At 65.5% G+C, this 18,469-nt stretch carries 14 protein-coding genes and 2 tRNA genes; 12 read left to right on the top strand and 4 right to left on the bottom strand.

Annotation, left to right across the window (positions count from 1 at the left end):
• Positions 1-2: 2 nt before the first annotated feature.
• Positions 3-1,736 carry a hypothetical protein gene (locus A9975_RS37530; RefSeq protein ID WP_183037140.1) on the bottom strand — a complete coding sequence of 578 codons (1,734 nt, stop codon included), beginning with the start codon at positions 1,734-1,736 and terminating at the stop codon, positions 3-5.
• Between the two features lie 627 nt (positions 1,737-2,363).
• On the opposite strand from A9975_RS37530, the gene A9975_RS37525 reads away from it, so the two are divergent.
• From A9975_RS37525 to A9975_RS37510, 4 genes are all read left to right on the top strand, one after another.
• Positions 2,364-2,654, top strand: a complete 291-nt coding sequence (locus A9975_RS37525) for a hypothetical protein (protein WP_183037139.1) — start codon at positions 2,364-2,366, stop codon at positions 2,652-2,654.
• A gap of 289 nt (positions 2,655-2,943) precedes the next feature.
• Positions 2,944-4,113, top strand: coding sequence for a 4-hydroxybenzoate 3-monooxygenase (gene pobA, locus A9975_RS37520; protein WP_183037138.1), 1,170 nt, complete (start codon positions 2,944-2,946; stop codon positions 4,111-4,113).
• 100 nt (positions 4,114-4,213) lie between these two features.
• The gene (locus tag A9975_RS37515) at positions 4,214-5,620 is read left to right on the top strand and encodes an MFS transporter (RefSeq protein ID WP_183037137.1); all 1,407 of its coding nucleotides are present in this window, start codon (positions 4,214-4,216) and stop codon (positions 5,618-5,620) included.
• Positions 5,621-5,873: 253 nt separating this feature from the next.
• The gene (locus tag A9975_RS37510; RefSeq protein ID WP_183037136.1) at positions 5,874-6,707 is read left to right on the top strand and encodes a hypothetical protein; all 834 of its coding nucleotides are present in this window, start codon (positions 5,874-5,876) and stop codon (positions 6,705-6,707) included.
• A 192-nt stretch (positions 6,708-6,899) separates the two neighbouring features.
• Here the strand turns inward: A9975_RS37510 and A9975_RS37505 are convergent, their stop codons facing one another.
• Positions 6,900-7,427, bottom strand: coding sequence for a metal-dependent hydrolase (locus A9975_RS37505; RefSeq protein WP_183037135.1), 528 nt, complete (start codon positions 7,425-7,427; stop codon positions 6,900-6,902).
• A 168-nt stretch (positions 7,428-7,595) separates the two neighbouring features.
• Here A9975_RS37505 and A9975_RS37500 point away from each other — a divergent pair, with 168 nt between their 5' ends.
• The gene (locus tag A9975_RS37500; RefSeq protein ID WP_183037134.1) at positions 7,596-7,997 is read left to right on the top strand and encodes a hypothetical protein; all 402 of its coding nucleotides are present in this window, start codon (positions 7,596-7,598) and stop codon (positions 7,995-7,997) included.
• A gap of 12 nt (positions 7,998-8,009) precedes the next feature.
• On the opposite strand, the gene A9975_RS37495 is transcribed toward A9975_RS37500, so the two are convergent.
• Positions 8,010-8,228 carry a hypothetical protein gene (locus A9975_RS37495; RefSeq protein WP_183037133.1) on the bottom strand — a complete coding sequence of 73 codons (219 nt, stop codon included), beginning with the start codon at positions 8,226-8,228 and terminating at the stop codon, positions 8,010-8,012.
• Positions 8,229-8,566: 338 nt separating this feature from the next.
• On the opposite strand from A9975_RS37495, the gene A9975_RS37490 reads away from it, so the two are divergent.
• Both A9975_RS37490 and A9975_RS37485 read left to right on the top strand, forming a co-directional pair.
• A tRNA-Glu gene (locus A9975_RS37490) sits at positions 8,567-8,642 on the top strand.
• A gap of 78 nt (positions 8,643-8,720) precedes the next feature.
• Positions 8,721-8,797 (top strand) — tRNA-Asp (locus A9975_RS37485).
• Positions 8,798-9,032: 235 nt separating this feature from the next.
• Here A9975_RS37485 and A9975_RS37480 read toward each other — a convergent pair.
• Positions 9,033-10,670: an ATP-binding protein gene (locus A9975_RS37480; protein WP_183037132.1), complete on the bottom strand. Its 1,638-nt coding sequence runs from the start codon at positions 10,668-10,670 to the stop codon at positions 9,033-9,035.
• A gap of 80 nt (positions 10,671-10,750) precedes the next feature.
• Between A9975_RS37480 and A9975_RS37475 the strand changes: the two genes are divergently transcribed.
• The 5 genes from A9975_RS37475 (at position 10,751) to A9975_RS37455 (ending at position 18,388) form a co-directional block, all read left to right on the top strand.
• Positions 10,751-11,356 carry a response regulator transcription factor gene (locus A9975_RS37475; protein WP_150984423.1) on the top strand — a complete coding sequence of 202 codons (606 nt, stop codon included), beginning with the start codon at positions 10,751-10,753 and terminating at the stop codon, positions 11,354-11,356.
• Between the two features lie 174 nt (positions 11,357-11,530).
• A complete protein-coding gene (locus tag A9975_RS37470; RefSeq protein WP_183037131.1) occupies positions 11,531-12,217 on the top strand; it encodes a DUF746 domain-containing protein in 687 nt (228 codons plus the stop codon).
• A 701-nt stretch (positions 12,218-12,918) separates the two neighbouring features.
• Positions 12,919-14,097, top strand: a complete 1,179-nt coding sequence (locus tag A9975_RS37465) for a TolC family protein (protein ID WP_255504297.1) — start codon at positions 12,919-12,921, stop codon at positions 14,095-14,097.
• 21 nt (positions 14,098-14,118) lie between these two features.
• A complete protein-coding gene (locus A9975_RS37460) occupies positions 14,119-15,291 on the top strand; it encodes an efflux RND transporter periplasmic adaptor subunit (RefSeq protein ID WP_183037130.1) in 1,173 nt (390 codons plus the stop codon).
• A gap of 1 nt (position 15,292) precedes the next feature.
• Positions 15,293-18,388, top strand: coding sequence for an efflux RND transporter permease subunit (locus A9975_RS37455; RefSeq protein ID WP_183037129.1), 3,096 nt, complete (start codon positions 15,293-15,295; stop codon positions 18,386-18,388).
• Positions 18,389-18,469 lie beyond the last annotated feature (81 nt).

Genomic DNA, 18,469 nt, shown 5'->3' with positions numbered 1-18,469 from the left:
CCTCAACCCAGCAAACCCGCCCAATACAGCTCCGCCGCCGCCAGCACCGCCCGCATCTGGGTGGTGTGCGCCAGGCGAAACGCATCGCCATAAACCGTCTGGTCCGGAAATTCGGTGACCAGCGTGAACGGCACCGTTGACCGGGAATCCTCGAAGATCATGCAGGGAATGCCGTTTAGCACCGGAAACGGCACCGCACCGGCGTGGTTGCTCCAGGTCGCCAGCTGGCGGGCATTGAACGCAGCCAGATCCGGTGAAGCCGCCAGTTGCGCGGTCAGCGCCTGCATGAACGCCATGCCATCGCGCCCGGCGTGGTGGCGCAGGATCAGGAAAAAGCCCTTGGGAATGGTCCAGGTCTCGAATCCCGGCGGCACGTAGCCGGTGAGCGGCCGCGTCCATTCGTGGGCGGGGTAGCCGTGCAGGCTCATGTGCAACCCGGCGCCGGTGCGCTCGATGGCTTCCAGCCGGGCCGCTTTCTCCACGAAGGGCGGCGCCGTGCGCGCCTCCAGGTCGTCGCCCAGCGCGGTGTAACGCGCGGCATGCGACATATGGCGCGGATTGTCCTCGCGCAACTGCACATGCAGGGCCGCGCCGTCCGGGTTCTCCAAGGCGATCAGGGCAAAGTGCGCATGCGGCCGCTGCTTGAGCGCATGCGCCGCGCGCAGCGCCCCCACCACGCCGGACGTTTCGTTGGCATGCTGGCCACCGGAAATCACCAGCCCGGGCAGCGAACCTTCGATGTGGGTGGCGTGGACCACGCGCCCCTGCGTGGAAAGCACGCTGAAGCGCTTGCCGCCCAAGGCATGCATCTCGACGGCTGCCTCCTCTGGCGTCAGGGGCTGCGAGAGCCCGGCAAGCGCACTCGCGGACAGAGGGGCCGCAGCTGCGTCAGCCGGCGTCACTGCCGCGACATGCGGGTGCGGCAGCAATGCCACCCGCACCCGCGTGGCACCCTCCGCGTGGCGGATCTCGGGCACGATCTGGCCGGGCTGCAAAGTGCGGTCGCCACGCGGCAAACCGGCGCGATCCTGGAAGAACTCCAGAATGGAGAAATACAGGTCCTCGTGCAGGGCCTCGCGCGTGCTGATGCATTCGTCCTGATAGGACAGCCGGCGCTCGATGCCGCCCGTGTCGATGGCGATGCGAAGCACATCGAAATAGGGTCCCTGCCGGCCCCAGGCATGGCCGCGGATCGCATCCATGGCTGCGGCGAATGCCAGTTCGTACTCGGTGGCGAGAGGGCCGTCCTCGAGCACGGTGCCATCGCGCGACAAACGCAGCCACCCGCACGGCGCGCCAGAGGCCGCGAGCGGCACGAACACGCGATGGGCAATGCCGTCCAGGTCGACGACATAGTGGCCTTCGTCGTCGCCTTCGCTCAGGCGAAGGCTGCCGTGCGGCAGCATGCCGGCAAGCGGATAGGCTTCAAGCCTGAAGCGCTGCGACTGTCCCGCCGTTGTGGCCGCGGGCAGGCGCACGGAAATCTCGCCCGCGGCGGCGAGACGGCCGCCATCGCGTTCCAGCGCCAATGCTTCGAGGAAGAAATGCAGCAGCGGCTTGTAAGCGCTGTGGATCGCCGCCTGCACGCCAGCGGCGGCAAGCCGCTGTTCGGCCGCGCGGCGCGTGGCGACGTCGTCGAAGACCCAGGCTTGCACCTGTACGCCGGGCATCGCCGCAACGCGCTCAACCAAGGTATCCAGTGTGTGCGGGATTGAGGTATCGAGCAGGATCGTCATGGCTGGCCTTGGCGCCGCGCGCGGCGGGATGGGTGTCGGATCCGGCATTATAGGCAGGCTCCCGATTGCCCACGCGCACGCCCGCGGCTGCCCGGGAAGGCGCCCTCCCGGGCGCTTGCTTCGCGCGTTCCGGTAGTGGGGCCAGACGGCAAAGGCGTTCGTAGGCTATGCCGGGCCACAGCACATTTGCTCGTGCACATTTTCTTACAACCCGGACATACATTGACGTCACAGGATCGCTAAGCTGCCCCCCTTGAGCAAGCCTTGTCTTGCCACTCCAAGGAAAGTACGCATGAGCCGCTCCCTTTCTCACGCAACCCAACTTCCTGCCGCGCACGCGCGGCGGCCCCGATGAAGTGGTCCACCATCGTGTTGGTGCTGCTCGGCTGGCTGGGCGGGTGTGCCGCCATCGGATGGCTGCTGATGGCCTGCTCGGGCATGTTGTCCCAGTGAGCCACGCTGACGCACGGGCGGGCATCGCACCGCTCGGCCATCGATTTCCCGAGCCATCGGAGCGTCAAGCACGCGCCATTTCGTAACGGGGTATTTCAGCAGCGCAGCCGGATCCGGCTGCGCACCCCAACCATCACTGGCCCATTTCCCCCATTTTCAAGGCAAGGAAAGACCATGTACGATCACGCCGCCCTGCTGCACGAGAACCAAGGCACCTTCACCGCAAGCGCCATGCAAGACACGCCCACACCGCGCACGCGCCCCGCGCGCCACGCTCGCACCGCGCAGGCCAACGTTACCGCTGGCGACGTCCTGATGTCGGATATCGGCCCGCTCAAGCTGTGCCGCCACTGCGCAGAGCACTGGCCGGCTGACGGCGAGTTCTTCGCGCGGGACACCCGCCGCCAGGACGGCCTTGAACACATTTGCAAGGCTTGCCGCAAGGAACAGCGCTCGGGCCGTTGAAGCGCCTCGGCATGTATGAAATGTGAAGGCTGTCGCGCGCGGACAGCGCGCTCGGACGCGTCACCACGCACACCGGCAAATATCAAAATTCTGGCCAAAACCAATCCAAAACCTAGGGTTTCCCCCAGCATAGACAGGATATTCCAGCACATTCCGCGCCAGATTCGGATGTTCGTTTTGTCCTGTTGATGGTTCGTTCCGTCTATTCCCTCCTGCTCCTGGCGCCGCTATTGTTACGTTCAATAGTTACGTTCAATAACAAATCCCATCCCGCACCAGGAGACACGCGATGCGCACACAAGTCGCCATCATCGGCGCCGGCCCCGCCGGCTTGCTGCTCGGGCAACTGCTCGCCAAGGCGGGCATCGATGCGGTTATCGTCGAGCAACGCAGCCCCGACTACATCCTCGGCCGTATCCGCGCCGGCATCCTTGAAAGCGTGACCGCCGATGCGCTGGAGCGCGCCGGCGTGGCGCAGCGCCTGCAGCACGACGGCCTGGTTCACCATGGCATCGAACTGTCCTATGGCGGCGCGCGCCACCACATCGACTTCCACGCGCTGATTGGCCGCTCGGTCACGGTCTACGGCCAGACCGAGGTCACGCGCGACCTGATGGCCGCCCGGCATGCCGGCAATGCCATCACGATCTACGACGCGCAAGACGTCAGCGTGCACGATTTCGATACGGCCACGCCCATGGTGCGGTATCGCAAGGACGGCCGGCAGCACGAACTGCACTGCGACTTCATCGCTGGCTGCGATGGCTTTCATGGCGTCACGCGGCGCAGCGTGCCCGAGCCGTCCAAGCGCATCTTCGAGCGGGTCTATCCCTTCGGCTGGCTCGGCGTGCTCGCCGACACGCCGCCGGTGGCGGATGAACTCATCTACGCCAGCCACGAGCGCGGCTTCGCGCTGTGCAGCATGCGCTCGCTCACGCGTAGCCGCTATTACGTGCAGGTGAGCGCCGACGAACGGGTCGAGGACTGGTCAGATCAACGCTTCTGGGACGAACTGCGCAGCCGGCTGGATGCCAGCGCGGCCGAGGCATTGGTGACGGGCGCGAGCATCGAAAAAAGCATCGCGCCGCTGCGCAGCTTTGTGTGCGAGCCGATGCGCTTCGGCAGCCTGTTCCTGGCGGGCGACGCCGCGCATATCGTGCCACCGACCGGCGCCAAGGGCCTGAACCTGGCCGCCAGCGATGTTCTCTACCTGGCCGACGGCCTGATCGCGCGCTACCTGCACGATGATGCCAGCGAGCTGGACGCGTACTCGCAGAAATGCCTGCGCCGGGTCTGGAAGGCGGAGCGCTTCTCGTGGTGGATGACGTCGCTCCTGCATCGCTTCCCCGATGCCGATGACTTCGCGCTGCGCATCCAGCAAGCCGAGCTGGACTACCTCACTGGCTCGCGTGCCGCCCAGATGTCGCTGGCGGAGAACTACGTCGGCCTGCCGTATTGAATACGCTGAATCCGCGCGCGAGGCCACGCGGCACGCCTTGAAATACCAAGAAAACCAGAGCATTCGCCGCCTACGAGCGGCATAGCAGGAGACCCGCACCATGACGCCCCCAAGCAGCGGCCAGCCGGCCGCATCCCCTGACCGTGCGCGCCATGCCGGCGCCGGCATCGACGTCCAGCAGTTCATCGACAGCCAGCCGTTCTCGCGCTTCCAGTGGATCATCCTGATCCTGTGCTTCCTGATTGTCGCGGCCGATGGCTTCGACACCGCGGCGATTGGCTTTATCGCGCCGATGCTGGCCAAGGAATGGGGCGTCAGCCGCGCCCATCTCGGGCCGGTGATGAGCGCGGCCTTGTTCGGCCTGGCTGCCGGCGCGCTGGTGGCGGGCCCGCTGGCCGACCGCTTTGGCCGCAAGGGCGTGCTGGTCGGCTCGGTGCTGTGCTTCGGCGGCTGGAGCGTGGCATCGGCCTTTTCGACCTCGCTCGAAGCGCTCACGGTCCTGCGTTTCCTGACCGGCCTTGGCCTGGGCGCGGCCATGCCGAACGCGGTCACGCTGATGTCGGAGTACGCGCCCACGCGGCGGCGCTCGCTGGCGGTCAACGCCATGTTCTGCGGTTTTACGCTGGGCTCCTCGGCCGGGGGTTTTGCCGCGGCCTGGCTGATTCCGCACTATGGCTGGCATTCGGTGCTGCTGGTGGGCGGCGTCGCGCCGCTGCTGCTGGCCGTGCTGCTGATCTTTTTCCTGCCGGAGTCCGTGCGTTTCCTGGTAGCGCGCAAGGCCCCGGACGCGCGCATCGCCGCCGCGTTGTCCAAGGTCCACCCGGGCGTGCTGCGCGCAGACGAGCGCTTTCATGTGCAAGAGGCCGCGCCCACCGGCGCTTCCTCGCTGCGCACCATCCTGATGCCGCAGTTCCGCGCCGGCACCGTGTTGCTGTGGACCACGTACTTCATGGGGCTGCTGATCTTCTACCTGCTGACGAGCTGGCTGCCAACGCTGTTCGCCGATGCGGGCTACCCGATCGGGAAAGCGGCGCTCATCACCGCGCTGTTCCCGCTGGGCGGTGGCATCGGTACGCTGACCGTGGGCTGGCTGATGGACCGCGGCCATCCGTGGCGCATCGTGGCCGGCACCTACGCGCTGACTGGCGCGCTGGTCTATGCGGTGGGCCACGGCGCCGGGGACGTGTTCCTGCTCGGCGTGCTGGTGTTTGCCGCCGGCACCTGCATGAACGGCGCGCAATCCTCCATGCCCACGCTGGCCGCCGGCTTCTATCCCACGCAATGCCGGGCCACCGGCGTGGCCTGGATGCTGGGCATTGGACGCTTTGGCGGCATCGTCGGCGCGCTGCTGGGCGCGCAGATCCTGGGATTGGGATGGAGCTTTGGCAAGATCTTCGGCCTGCTCTCGCTGCCCGCCTTTGTTGCCACCGCCGCGCTGCTGATCGCCTCGGCACGGCCACGCACCGCCGTGCGGCCTGCCGTTGGCCAGCACGACGCCGCTCACTGATCGCCGCGCCACCCGTCAAACCACCGATCCAACGTCGCCATGAATGCCTGGGTAAGCCGGTTGCGTCCATCCTTCATTGGGATGGTGTACCCGCGCGATTGGTTCGCTGGCCCACACACCTTGTGTTGCCACAGGCAGCAAGCGGCACCGCCCGCTTTGCCTGGCGTCCGGCCGCCGCCTACCATGCTAGCAAAGGTAAGCCCGGCTACAGGGCGGCTGTACCAGAGAGAAATCGTGGTGAGGCGGGGACATTTTGGCGAATTACCTGGAAGAGTACTGCACGCGCATCCGGCGCGCAGCGGCAACAGCCGTGATCGACAAACCGGTGCTGGTGGATCGCGATGGCATCTACGCGATGTGCTACGTACCGTTCGAGCACAGCCATGAGCACGCGCGGCTGGTATTGGTGAGCGCCACGCCCGGGCACACCCACGTGCAACTGGCGGCGGAGCTGACCGAGAGCCTGCTGCAGCGGCATGCGCCCGGGCGCACCATCCAGCGTGAGAACAAACGGCGCGCGGAACTTGGCGGCCCGCTCGTGCGGCCCAACCTGATTCGCATGCTGGATCACTTCGGCATCGCGCAACTGGTCGGCCTGCCCGGCGCCGCGGCGCTCTGGGACGAAGGCTTCGAGCGGCTGCAGCCGCTGGCCTTGCTGCCCTATGCCACCACGCGGCGTGGCCTGGCCTTCGATGGCGACCTGGAAGAACTGATGGCGGTGCCGATGCTGCGCAGGGTGTTCGAGAACCTGTTCCTCGGCGCGCTCGGGCAGATGGATGACCAGGCGCTCTACCTGGCGCTGGGGCGCACCGCGTGGTCCGCGCTGGGCCATGCCGCTGACCGTGGCCTGCTGCAGCGCCGGCAACTGCTGGGCATGATGCCTGTACCCGCGCGCGCGGGCAGCATGGTGAAGTACTTCCTGCGCGAGGTCAGCGTCGATGCACTCTCCCCGCGAGACCCCGTGCGCCATCGCACCGCATGGCTCGACGCCGCGCATGACGAACTGGTGGCGGCAGTGCGCCGGCAAAGTCGGCATGACGCCGGTGCGAGCCAGCCCGGCACGGCGGCGACCTGCCTGGAGGCTTGAAGCCGGCCGCCGGCCAACTCGCGATATGTCGAAGTCATCACCCCACATCGGTGGGGTTCATGTTGCACTTTGGCGCGCCGTTAGCCTTCTGTGAGGGAATTGCCTCCCTCGACATTCCCGATCGGCGGCCCTTGTGGCCGCCTCTTTTTTGTGCGCGCGCGCAGACGCTCACGCGCTCAAGCGCCCCGACGCTCAGACCCGCAGGTGCCAGGCCCGCAAGTACTGGAACAAGTCCAGCCCGTGCGTGCCGTGGAACCACACGTGGCGCGACAACGCCAGTGCGCCCATCCACGAAGCCGCGACCACCAGCAGGTCGCAGCGTCCGCTCTTCCACCAGTTCAGCGAGTGCCGCCCGAGAATCCAGGGTACGCCGAGTGGGTTGGGCCAATCGGCCAGCAAGTGCATCAGCCCGCCACAGGCAAAGCCGAACGCCGGCGCGGCCAGCGCGTGCGCGCCCAGGGCGCGGTGCGCAACCACCAGCAGCGCCAGCCAGGCGATGCCCCAGTGCGTCCAGGTACGGTGTGTGATCCACAGCCGGCGGGATCTGGACCACCAGGCGACCTCCAGCCAGTCAGGCGCGCCACCGCCGGCCACGCCCGCAAAAAAGGCAAGCACCGCGGCCATGTGATACGGGCCGCCGGCACCAGACTTGGCGACCACTGCGGCGGCGGCGAGGCCTGCCGCCCATCCGGTGGCATGGTGTGCTTTGCTGGAAGCCATGACGTAGATGCGCCCATCGAGAGCCGTGAAATGAAGGGGCGCAATGGTGGCAGATCGCACCGCAAAAGAACAGGGCTCGGAGCCCGGCTTCGGCTTGCACGTATCCGCCGCGCGCGCTAAGTTGGAAGCTGCTTGCGGCAAATGCGCCGCGCACCTTGGGAGCGGGTCATGAGATCGCAAATTGCCCGGCAGGCCCGCGCAATCCTGGCGGCATCCCTGTGGCTAGCCGCGGCGGCACATGGCCAGCCGGTGGAATCCGGGCCGCTCACCATCGGCGGCTCGCTGGTGGTGGAAGGCCCCCTCACCGTCCATGGCACGCTGACCGTGGACGGCAGCGTCCTTGCACACGGCCCGCTGACCGCAGCCTGGTTTGCCAACCGCCCACCGGTCTATGGACAGCCGCCCGGCGCAGGGCGGCAAAAGGTGTTTCACGGCCCGCTCACCGTGCACGGGCCCTTGGTGGTGGAAGGCAACATGCTGGTCAACGGGCCGGTCAACGTCGATGGGCCGCTTAGCGCGGGCGGCAGCATCGACGCCGACGGCCCCATGCGCGAGCGGCGGCGCCAATGACGCGCCTGTCGATCAGGCCGATTGCAGGCGCGATGACGTGCGCCGGCCAGTCATCGCGAGCGCCGCGCCGCCGATGATGAGCGCGGCCGCGCCTGCCAGCGTCCACGTCAGCGTGGCAAAGCCGAACCACACCAGCAGCAGCGTAGCCATCAGCGGCGTGCCATATGACAACACCCCCAGCAACGCCAGGCGACCGTGCTTGGTGCCGTGGTCCCACGCCGCGAAGGCCACGCCGGTCGGCCCCGCGCCCAGCAGCAGCGCCGCGAGCCATTAGCCGGCGCTTGGCATCACGGTGGATTCCAGCGCAAGGTGGCACAAGGCACCGCACAGGGCGGGCCAGCAAGCTGGCCTCGGCGGGCGGGATCACCGCGAACGCGTAGAAATACAGGGCGTGGTAGAGAACGTGGCCATGCCCCTGCCACCTGTCTTGGCAATTACGGCTATGCGATGCGCGCGCCGTTTGACGATTTGCGAGGGAGAATAAACAGGGGCTTCCCATCGCGAAAAAAGGGCGCTATAATCGCGCCCCTCGCGACACGAAATGTACATGACGTAGCGAGCAAGTCTAAGTCCCCATCGTCTAGAGGCCTAGGACATCACCCTTTCACGGTGAGTACAGGGGTTCGAATCCCCTTGGGGACGCCAGTTTCGAGAGCAACGCCACCAAGCGCAGCCTCAACACGAGCGTCGGAAACCGCGACAAGCGGGTTCCACAGCCACTGCGGAGTGGTAGTTCAGTTGGTTAGAATACCGGCCTGTCACGCCGGGGGTCGCGGGTTCGAGTCCCGTCCACTCCGCCAGTCAGTATATGTAAAAGGCTTGCTGCTATCGAAATAGCAGCAAGCCTTTTTTTATTCCAAGCCTGGAATACCGGCCCTTGATGCGGCACCCGACGCGCGTTGCGATTGCAGGCGCCGCCCGGCGTCTACGCGCAGCGATAACGCCTGTGCCGGCGAAACAGGCTAAGCGACGCACACCAGTGCACCGTCCGTGCCCACCCGCCCCGGCAATCGCACTCAAATCCAGCCCAAGCCTTCAGCCCGATGCCGCCGCGCGCGGCAGCTTGACCACGAAGCTCGACCCCTGCCCTTCCTTGCTGGTGACCAGGACCTCGCCTTGGTGCAGGTCGACTGCCAGCTTGACCAGATACAGGCCAACGCCCGCGCCTGCCGTGCCGGCGACGTTGCCGCCGCGCACAAAGCGCTCGAAGATATGCTCGCGGTCCTTGTCCGGGATGCCCAGGCCGCGATCGGACACGGACACGCGGATCATGTCGGCGCCGCCGGAAACATGCACGGTGACCGGGGCGCCTGCGGGCGAATACTTGATCGCGTTGCCAACCAGGTTGCTGAAGGCCTGGAACAGCAGCTTGGCGTCGCCATGGAAAATCTCATTCACGCCAGGGTCGATGATCTCCTCGATGACGGCCGTGGGGGAACTCTCGCGGTGCATCTCGCAGACTTCGTGCATCAGCAGGGTCAGTGAAAAATCGACGCCTTGCAGCGTGGCAAGGCGCCCGCCGTCCAGCAGTTGCGAGGAATCGAGCAGGTGGTCGATCAGGTTGGTCATGCGCCGCACGGCAACACGGATCCGCCCGCAGCGCTCGCCGAGGACTTCGGCGGTGGGCACCTCCTTCATGCGCATGAGCCGCTGCGCGTGGCCGTCGATCACATTGAGCGGCGTGCGAAACTCGTGCGAGGCCATCGAGACGAAATTGCGCTGGAGCACCGCCAGGCGCCGCTCATTTTCCAACGTGTCCAGCAGCATCGTGGTCTGTGCGGCCAGCGCCGCCTTGCTGCGCTCCAGTTCGATCGTATTGTCGCGAAAGCGCACCACGGCGCGGGCGATTTCACCGATTTCATCCTTGCGCCCGGCGCCGGGGATCTCCACGTCGGGATCGTTGTCCATGATGCGGTGCATGCGCTCGACCAGTCCCGCGATGGGGTTCGACACGGCCCTGACCAGATAGATCACCGCGGCGATCACGAGGAATCCCGACACCAGGATAGCGCCGGCAATCAGTTGCCGGGCCTCGTGATAGGCATCCGCCTCGCGCTCGGTTGCCTGCGCGGCGCCGACGACGTTGCGCTCGGTCAGCACGCCCAGCGTGCCGTTGGCCTGCTCGAAGGCGCGGCGCGACTCGCCGCGATAAAGCGCCACGGCCTGCGTCGTGTCCTTCTGGTGGGCCAGCGAAACCACGCGATCGACCAGTTGCCGGTAAGCCGACCACTGCGCCATGAACTGCTCGTAGAGCGCCAGCTCGGCCGGATCGTGCTCGATCTTGCCATAGCGGGCCTCGACCTCCTTGATCACATCGTCCAGCCGGCTGATCTGCCCCTCGGCCGCGCGCAAGTCGGCGCGCGTCGTCGCGATCAGCGCGTCGCCCTCGAACGCGCGGTAGTCCGAAATATAATTGTTGAGGTCGCCCAGGATGCGGTTGCTCAGCAGCCAGCGGCCGCTGATCTGCGCCGACACGCTGTGAAAGTTGCTGAGCCGATTGATGCCAAACAGGCCCACGCCCACCACCAGCAGCAGGAACAGCACAAACACAAGCGACAGCCGGACGCGAATCGGCCTGAGCATGGGGACTGAATCGGGCAGCCCGACCAGGCGCCGCCCCAGGCCGCGACGCACTCGCCGGCTGGCGGGCGCCGGACGAATCGAGTGATTCATAAGACTTTTATCCTGAATTTCGCTACGCTGTACCTCGGCGGGCCGCAAGATGCGGCTCGCCGCCGCCACCAAGGACCACCATGACCGATGCCCGCCGGAAGATCCTCTGCATCGAGGACGATGCCGAAACGGCCGCACTGATCGCCGAAGAGTTGATCGAACGGGGCTTTGCCGTGAGCATCGCGCACGACGGCCAGCAAGGTTTTGCCGCCATTCTGCGCGACACGCCGGACCTCGTCCTTTGCGACGTGAGTATGCCAGTGATGACCGGCTTCGAACTGCTGGAAAAGATCACCTCGCTGGCGCCACGCTTTGCCGACATGCCCTTCGTCTTCCTCACGGCGCTGGCGCAGCGCGAGGCCGAACTCAGGGGGCGCAGGCTCGGGGCCGACGACTATGTGACCAAACCGGTCGATTTCGACATATTGTCCAGCATTGTCGAGGCTCGCCTTGCGCGGGTTGCGCGCACGCGGCCGGGGCTGCCGGCCGTGCAGCTCAGCGAGCGCGAGGTGGAAGCGCTGGTTTGGTCGGCGCGCGGCAAGACCTCGGGCGAGATCGCCACCATCCTCGGCCTGTCCAAGCGCACGGTCGACTTCCATATTGACAACGCCCGCCAGAAACTCGGCGTGGCCACCCGCATCGAAGCGGTCGTGAAGGCCGCGTCCGCCGGCATCATCAAGCCCTAGCGGCGCAATTGCCCCCCGGCCTACTGTGATCAATCACAGTACTCGGCGGCGGCCAATCCACATAGAATCGGCGCAATTTCATCGCCCCCGGAGCACGGGTTAGCGGGATTTTACGACCAGGGCGCCAGCCCCGGGGCCCACGGCGTCATGGCCGGATCTACCCGCGCCGACGATATGAGCAGATTTCAGCAGCAACGACCCACGCGAGCCGAGGTCGATCCCACCGCCAGCCGCGCGAACGTGTATCCCCATGCGGACGACCTGCGCCGTGCCACGACGCTGATCCATGTGCGTGCGAGCGGGGCGGCGGACGTGGCCGATGCCGACCTGACCGCTTTCCTGCTTACCGCGTGGCGCAAGCTGCACAGCGCCAGCCACCGACCGCCGCAGTGCCCACGTTGCCGGGCCCGCAAGTCGACCTTTGACGGTACCGATGGCAGCAGCCTGCCGCTCTTTCATTGCGGCGGCTGCCGCCAGCGCTTCAGCCGGCTGACCGGCACGCCGATGGCGCGGCTCAGGCTGGAAGATAAGGCGGAAGCCTTCTTCAACCTGGCCTCCCAGCAGGTGTCGGTCGCCGAAGCGGCGCGGCGCCTGGGGATCAAAAGCGAAACCGTCAGGCATTGGTCGATCCAGACCCGCTTGTGGCTGCTGACGCTGGATCCGCAAGGCGACTGGGAGCGGCGCGTGCAGCTCGGCGTTCGTTACGCGGTACTGCCGGCGAACTCCCGCGGCGAGCCCGCAAGCGCCGCGCGCGAGTGCAAGTGCACCATCGCCTCCGACGATAGCGATGCGCTCGCCGAAATGGAAAACGCGCCCCTGTTGATCCGGGTGTGCCCGCTATGCGAACAGACGGCGCACTAGCATGGAATAAACCAGATAAAGGAAAGGCAGGATCTTTTTTTACGGCCCTAGACCTTATTTAACCAGAAATATCATCGATCAATTCATATTGAATTCGATGCGGTTATCCTATTGCCTTTAAAGACGGCCATCCATTTCTTTCGCGCGCCGGATACAAAGCGTACCGCGGAATGGATGGTGATGGTCCCGGCCACTTCCTGCATTCCCCCAATTTCAAGGGACAGCGCGCGCCAACCGGCTTGCGGCGTGACATGGCTATCCGAAGGACTTCGATAGCGATTCTGCTATCGCTCTGCGGAATAGTCGATGCTGGATTCCAATTTTCAATTCCCAATGCGGGTAATCCCCTAAATTTCCGAAAGCCATTTGCAATGTTCTGGAAGGGCAATTGAAAGCTTGTCCTGTCATAACTGTTACAAGTAGCGATGGGAGTGTTTATGATTAAAAAACCAACTAACAGAAAAGTTGGAGCAGCCGTCATCCTGGTCTTTTCGGCTCGGGTCGCATGGGGTGTTCAACTGAGCGGAGATACCGATCCGGTCCCGCTTGTTCCACCAGTGCAGAAAGCGCCTGCTACCGGCAAGGCGCCAGCCAGCGGATGGGATCAGGCAGCGCCGCGCGGCGCCAGCGCGAGCGCCGCGCCAGCAGCCACGCTCAGTGCCGAAGAAAAGACAAAGGGCCTCGTTGGCCCCGGATTCTCATTGTGGGAGCTGTCGGAGGAGTTGCGCGCCAGCAACCCGCAACTGATCCAGGCCCGCTCGCTCTATATGGCGGCCAAGGCCACCGTGCCGCAGATCGCCGCGCCAAACAACCCGCAGGTGGGCTTTATCTGGGGCAACCTGCCCAAGAACAGCCCGCTGGCACTGGCGCGCGCCGAGAGCTTCAGCTACACCCTCACGCAGTCGATCCCGTTCCCGGGCAAGAAGGCGCTGGCCGCCGATATCGCCAACACGCAAGCCGAATCGATCGACGCGCAGCGCGACGCGCTGTACCTGCAGCTCTACGCGCAACTGAGCACGACCTACTTCCAGGCGCTGGCGCAGAAGGCGCAGCTCGATGTGCTGCGCCTGAACCTCAAGCGGCTGGAGCAGGTCAAGCAGGTGGCGCGCATCCGCTACGCCAACAACGCGGCGGGCTATGTGGACTACCTTAATGCCCAGGTAGCGCAGAGCAGCGCGCAGAACGATACGTTTGGCCTGGAACGCCAGTATGACAACGCGCTCAAGACCATCAACACGCTGATCGGCAAGAATCCCGAGTTCCCGCTGGAACTGCGCCCGGACGCCAGCGCGGTGCGCCTGCCGCCCACGCCGCTGCCCGAGCTGGAAGACATGGCCCTGCGCGAGCATCCCAACGTGCGGGCCTCGCGCTTCATGGTGGAAGCGGCCGAGAAGGGCGTGCGCCTGGCTCGCAAGGCCTACCTGCCTGACTTCCAGATCATCGGCACCTTCAATGGCAACAACCCGCCGCTGGGCTTCAAGCCGGCCAGCTACGGCATCGAGTTCGACGTGATCATCCCGCTGTTTTTCTTCACCAAGGAGAAGTACGGCGTGGATGAAGCCGTGGCCAACAAGGTGGCGTCCGACGCCAATGAGCAGTCGGTGCGCCAGCAGACGCTGCTGGCGGTGGATACCGCGCACAACAACCTGCGCCAGTCGGTGAACCAGGCGGAGTTCCTGCGCCAGCGGCAATTGCCCGAGGCCATGACCGCCTACAAGATGGCCTTCACCAACTACGCCAACAACAATGCCGACTTCACCGACCTGCTGACCGCCAGCTCCGCGCTCAAGAACGCGGAACTGGCGGTGACGCAGGCCGAGTCCGAGGCGCGCCAGGCTTACTACACGCTCGCCGCCGCGGTGGGCCGGGACAAATTCTGATGGCCGCAAGGCCTTGAACCTATGAACAAGAATCTGATGATCGGCGCTGGCTTTGTGGTGGTCCTGGCCGGCGGTATCTGGGGCGGGAAGTACTGGGCCCAGTCCCAACAGCCTGAACATGCACAACAGGCGGAGCAAGCCGGCAAGGCCGGCATGGCCGCGCCCTACGCCAAGCCCGAGGCGGCAAAGCCGCGCAACGTGCCGTCGCTGCTGACGCTGCCCGAAGGCGGCTTCGACCCGAACGCGGTCAAGTCCGCGGTGTTCAGCACGCAAGCCGTGACGATCGACACGCCCACGCCCGGCAAGCTGGCCTATAACGTGCAGCAGGCCAAGCTGGCCTCGGCGCGGGTGGCCGGCCGCGTCGAGCGCATCCTGGTGTTCGAGGGCGCCGTGGTGCATGCCGGCCAGCCGCTGGCCGAGCTGTACTCGCCCGAGTACATCTCCGCGCAGAACGAATTCCTGCTCTCGCATAACGCCTTCAAGACGCTCAGCAACAGCGACCTGAAGGAACTGGTGGACGATGCCCGCCTGACCATGCAATCGTCCGAGAACAAGCTGCGCGTGCTGGGCGCGACCACCGAGGACATTGCCCGCATCCGCGAGCGTGGCGTGGCCTCCGACACGCTGACCATCCGCGCGCCGATCGGCGGCACCATCGTCAAGCGCGACATGGACCCCGGCTCCTACCTCAACGTCGGCGACTCGCTGATGAGCATCATCGACACCCGCTCGATCTGGTTCACCGGCAACCTGTACGAGAACGACATCAAGAACGTGCGCCTGGGCCAGGTCATCGAGATCGAGACCCCGGCCTACCCGGGCCGGCACTACCGCGGGCGCGTCAGCTTTATCGCGCCCAATGTCGACGCCGATACGCACACCCTGCAGGTGCGCTGCGATGTGCCCAACCCGGATGGCACGCTCAAGCCGGAGATGTACGCCACCGCGCGCATCGTCACCGGCAGCGCGCAGGCGCTGGTGGTGCCGCAATCGGCCATCGTCAAGGACCAGGGCAAGCTCTACCTGATGACGCAGCCGGACGACAAGCACATCGAGCGCGTGGCGGTGCAGGGCACGCCACGCAGCGACGGCACCTTCCAGGTCACCGAAGGCGTGCCGGCCGGCGCGTCGGTGCGGGTGGTGACGCAGGGCGGCATGCTGCTCAACGAAATGTTGCTCAAGCAGGAGGCCTGAGATGGTCTTCTCGCCAATCAAGAGCATCCTCAAGCGGCGCCTGGTCATCGTCTTCCTGGCCATCGGCCTGCTGGCGGCCGGCGTGCTGAGCTTCCTGCAGCTGCCGCTGCAGGCGTACCCGGGCGTGGCGCCGGTCACGGTGCAGGCCATCACGCAGTGGCCTGGGCGCAGCACGGTGGAGGTCGAGCAGCAGATCACGATTCCGGTGGAGAACGCGCTGGCCAGCGTGCCGGACGTGCAGTCCTTCCGCTCGGTCTCGCTGTTCGGGCTGTCTGTTGTGACCGTCAAGTTCAAGGAGGGCGTGGATAACTTCAAGGCCCGCCAGAACTTCGTCACCTACCTGTCGCAAGCCAACCTGCCGCCGGGCGTGCAGCCCAACCTGTCGCCGGACGGCGACGCCACCGGCGAAATCCTGCGCTACCGGATCGAGGCCGACGGCATCGACGTGACCACGCTGAAGACCTACCAGGACTACAACGTCTACAAGGAGATCAAGCACGTCCCGGGCGTGGCCGACATCACCGCCTTTGGCGGCAAGGTCAAGCAATACCAGATCGTGCCGACGCCGGAGAAGCTGCAGGCCTATGGGCTCTCGCTCAAGCAGGTAGTGGATGCGGTGTCGAATGCCAACGCCAACGCCGGCGGCGGCCTGATGAAGGCCGGCGAGCAGCAGTTCGTGGTGCGTGGCGTGGGCCTGCTGCAAACGCTCGACGACATCCGCAACGTCACCGTTTCGGTGTCCAACGGCGTGCCGGTGCGGGTGCGCGATATTGCCGAGGTGCGGGTGGGCAACACGCCGCGCCTGGGCATGGTGCAGTTCGACCAGCACGACGATATCGTCGAAGGCATCGTGCTGATGAAGCGCGACGAGAACGCCACCGAGGTCCTGGCGCGGGTGCGCGACAAGATCGCCGACATCAACCAGAACGTGCTGCCCAAGGGTATCCAGGTCAAGACGTTCTATGACCGGCAGAACCTGCTCGATATCACCATGGGTACCGTCGAGCATGCGCTGTTCGTCGGCATCTCGCTGGTGCTGATCGTGCTGTTCATCTTCCTCGGCAGCTTCCGCGCCGCGGCGGTGGTGGCGGCGGTGATCCCGCTGGCGCTGTGCGTGTCGTTCATCAACATGGCCCACTTCAAGGTGCCGGCTAACCTGATCTCGCTAGGGGCGATCGACTTCGGGCTGATCGTGGATGCGGCGGTGATCGTGATGGAGAACATCATGCGCCACCTGGAGGAGGGCGAGACCAATGTGGAGGATGGCATCGTCAGGGCCACCAGCGAGGTCCAGCGCGCCATGATCTTCTCCACCGGCATCATCATCGTGGCCTACTCGCCGCTGTTCTTCATGGGCGGGGTGGAAGGCATCATCTTCAAGCCGATGGCCTTCACCATGGGCTTCGCGCTGCTGGCCTCGATCGTGCTGGCGCTGACCTTCGTGCCGGCGGTGACCTCCTTTGTGTTCCGCGGCTCGCTGCGGCCGCATTCGCCGAAGTTCATTGCCATCATCCTGAGCGCCTACAAGCCGCTGCTGCGCAAGCTGCTGAAGAAGCCCGGCCTGGTGTTCCTGGCCGCGTTCATCGGCCTGGCCGGCACGCTGTACAGCTCGCGCTACCTCGGCACCGAGTTCCTGCCCACGCTGGAGGAGAACAACCTGTGGCTGCGCATCACGTTGCCCAACACCGTGGATCTCGACTACTCGGCCTCCATCGCACGCGACCTGCGCGGCTTCTTCCGCCAGCAGCCCGAAGTGAAAACCGTGTCGGTGCAGATTGGCCGCCCGGACGACGGCACCGACTCCACCGGCGTGTTCAACCAGGAATACGCGCTGTACTTCAAGCCCCCGGCCGACTGGCCCAAGGGTGCGACCAAGCAGCAGGTGGTCGAACGCCTGTCCAAGCACCTGGATCGTATCCCGGGCATCGAGTACAACTTCTCGCAGTACATCCAGGACAACGTGAACGAGGCGCTGTCCGGGGTCAAGGGCGAGAACTCGGTGAAGATCTACGGCTCCGACCTGGTGACGCTGCAGGACAAGGCCAAGGAGGTCGAGTCCATCCTGAAGAAGGTGCCGGGCCTGGCTGACGTTGGCATCTTCAAGGAACTTGGCCAGCCCACGCTGAACATCACGGTGGACCGCGAGAAGAGCGCGCGCTTCGGCATGAACGTGAGCGACATCCAGTCCGCCGTGCAGTTTGCAATTGGCGGCGACGCGGTCACCAACATCCTGGAAGGCGAGAAGACCTTCGGGCTGTCGGTGCGGCTCAACGACCAGGCGCGCAACAACCCGGATGTCATCAACCGCTTGCTCGTGGATACGCCGGACGGCCAGCGCATTCCGCTGTCGATGGTGGCCAAGGTGGAGGCGACCGACGGGCCGTTCTTCGTCTACCGCGAAACCGGCAAGCGCTATATCGCCATCAAGTTCGGCGTGCGCGGACGAGACCTTGGCAGCGCGGTGGCCGAGGCGCAGGACAAGGTAGGCAAGGCGGTGACGCTGCCGGCAGGCTACAGCATCTTCTGGGATGGCCAGTTCAACCAGATGAAGATCGCGCAGAAGAAGCTGGCGGTGATCGTGCCGCTGACCATCCTGGTGATCTTCCTGCTGCTGTACAGCACCTTTGGCAACTTCAAGGATGCGCTGATGGTGGTGCTGAACGTGCCGTTCGCGGCCATCGGTGGCTTGCTGGCGCTGCATATCGCGGGAGAGACCCTATCGATCTCGGCGGGCATCGGGTTCTTGTCGCTGTTCGGCATTGCGATCCAGGACGGGGTGATCCTGATCTCCTACGTCAACCGGCTGGCGCAGTCCGACGACTTGCATGCGGCCGTGGTCGAAGGCGCCGCGCTGCGCTTGCGCCCGGTGGTGATGACGGCCATGCTGGCGGGCCTGGGGCTGTTGCCCGCAGCGCTGTCGCACGGCATCGGCTCGGAGGCGCAACGGCCACTGGCACTGGTGATCGTGGGCGGCATGGTGACCACCACGCTGCTGACGCTGCTGGTGCTGCCGGTGGTGTTCTCCTGGGTCAACCGCCATCGCGGGCGCAAGGGCGGCCCGGACGCGGCCTCGCTGACGCCGGCTGAAGGCATCTGAGCCTGAATTTGAACCGGAATCTGAACCTGAACCTGAACCAACCAGTGGCCGGCACGCCCCGGGCGGACCGGCCACGCAACG

Origin of the sequence: Cupriavidus sp. UME77, assembly GCF_014170355.1 — a bacterium.
Lineage (GTDB): Bacteria > Pseudomonadota > Gammaproteobacteria > Burkholderiales > Burkholderiaceae > Cupriavidus > Cupriavidus basilensis.
The sequence above is the reverse complement of the archived record's forward strand: the minus strand, read 5'-3'. Positions and strand labels throughout refer to the sequence as shown.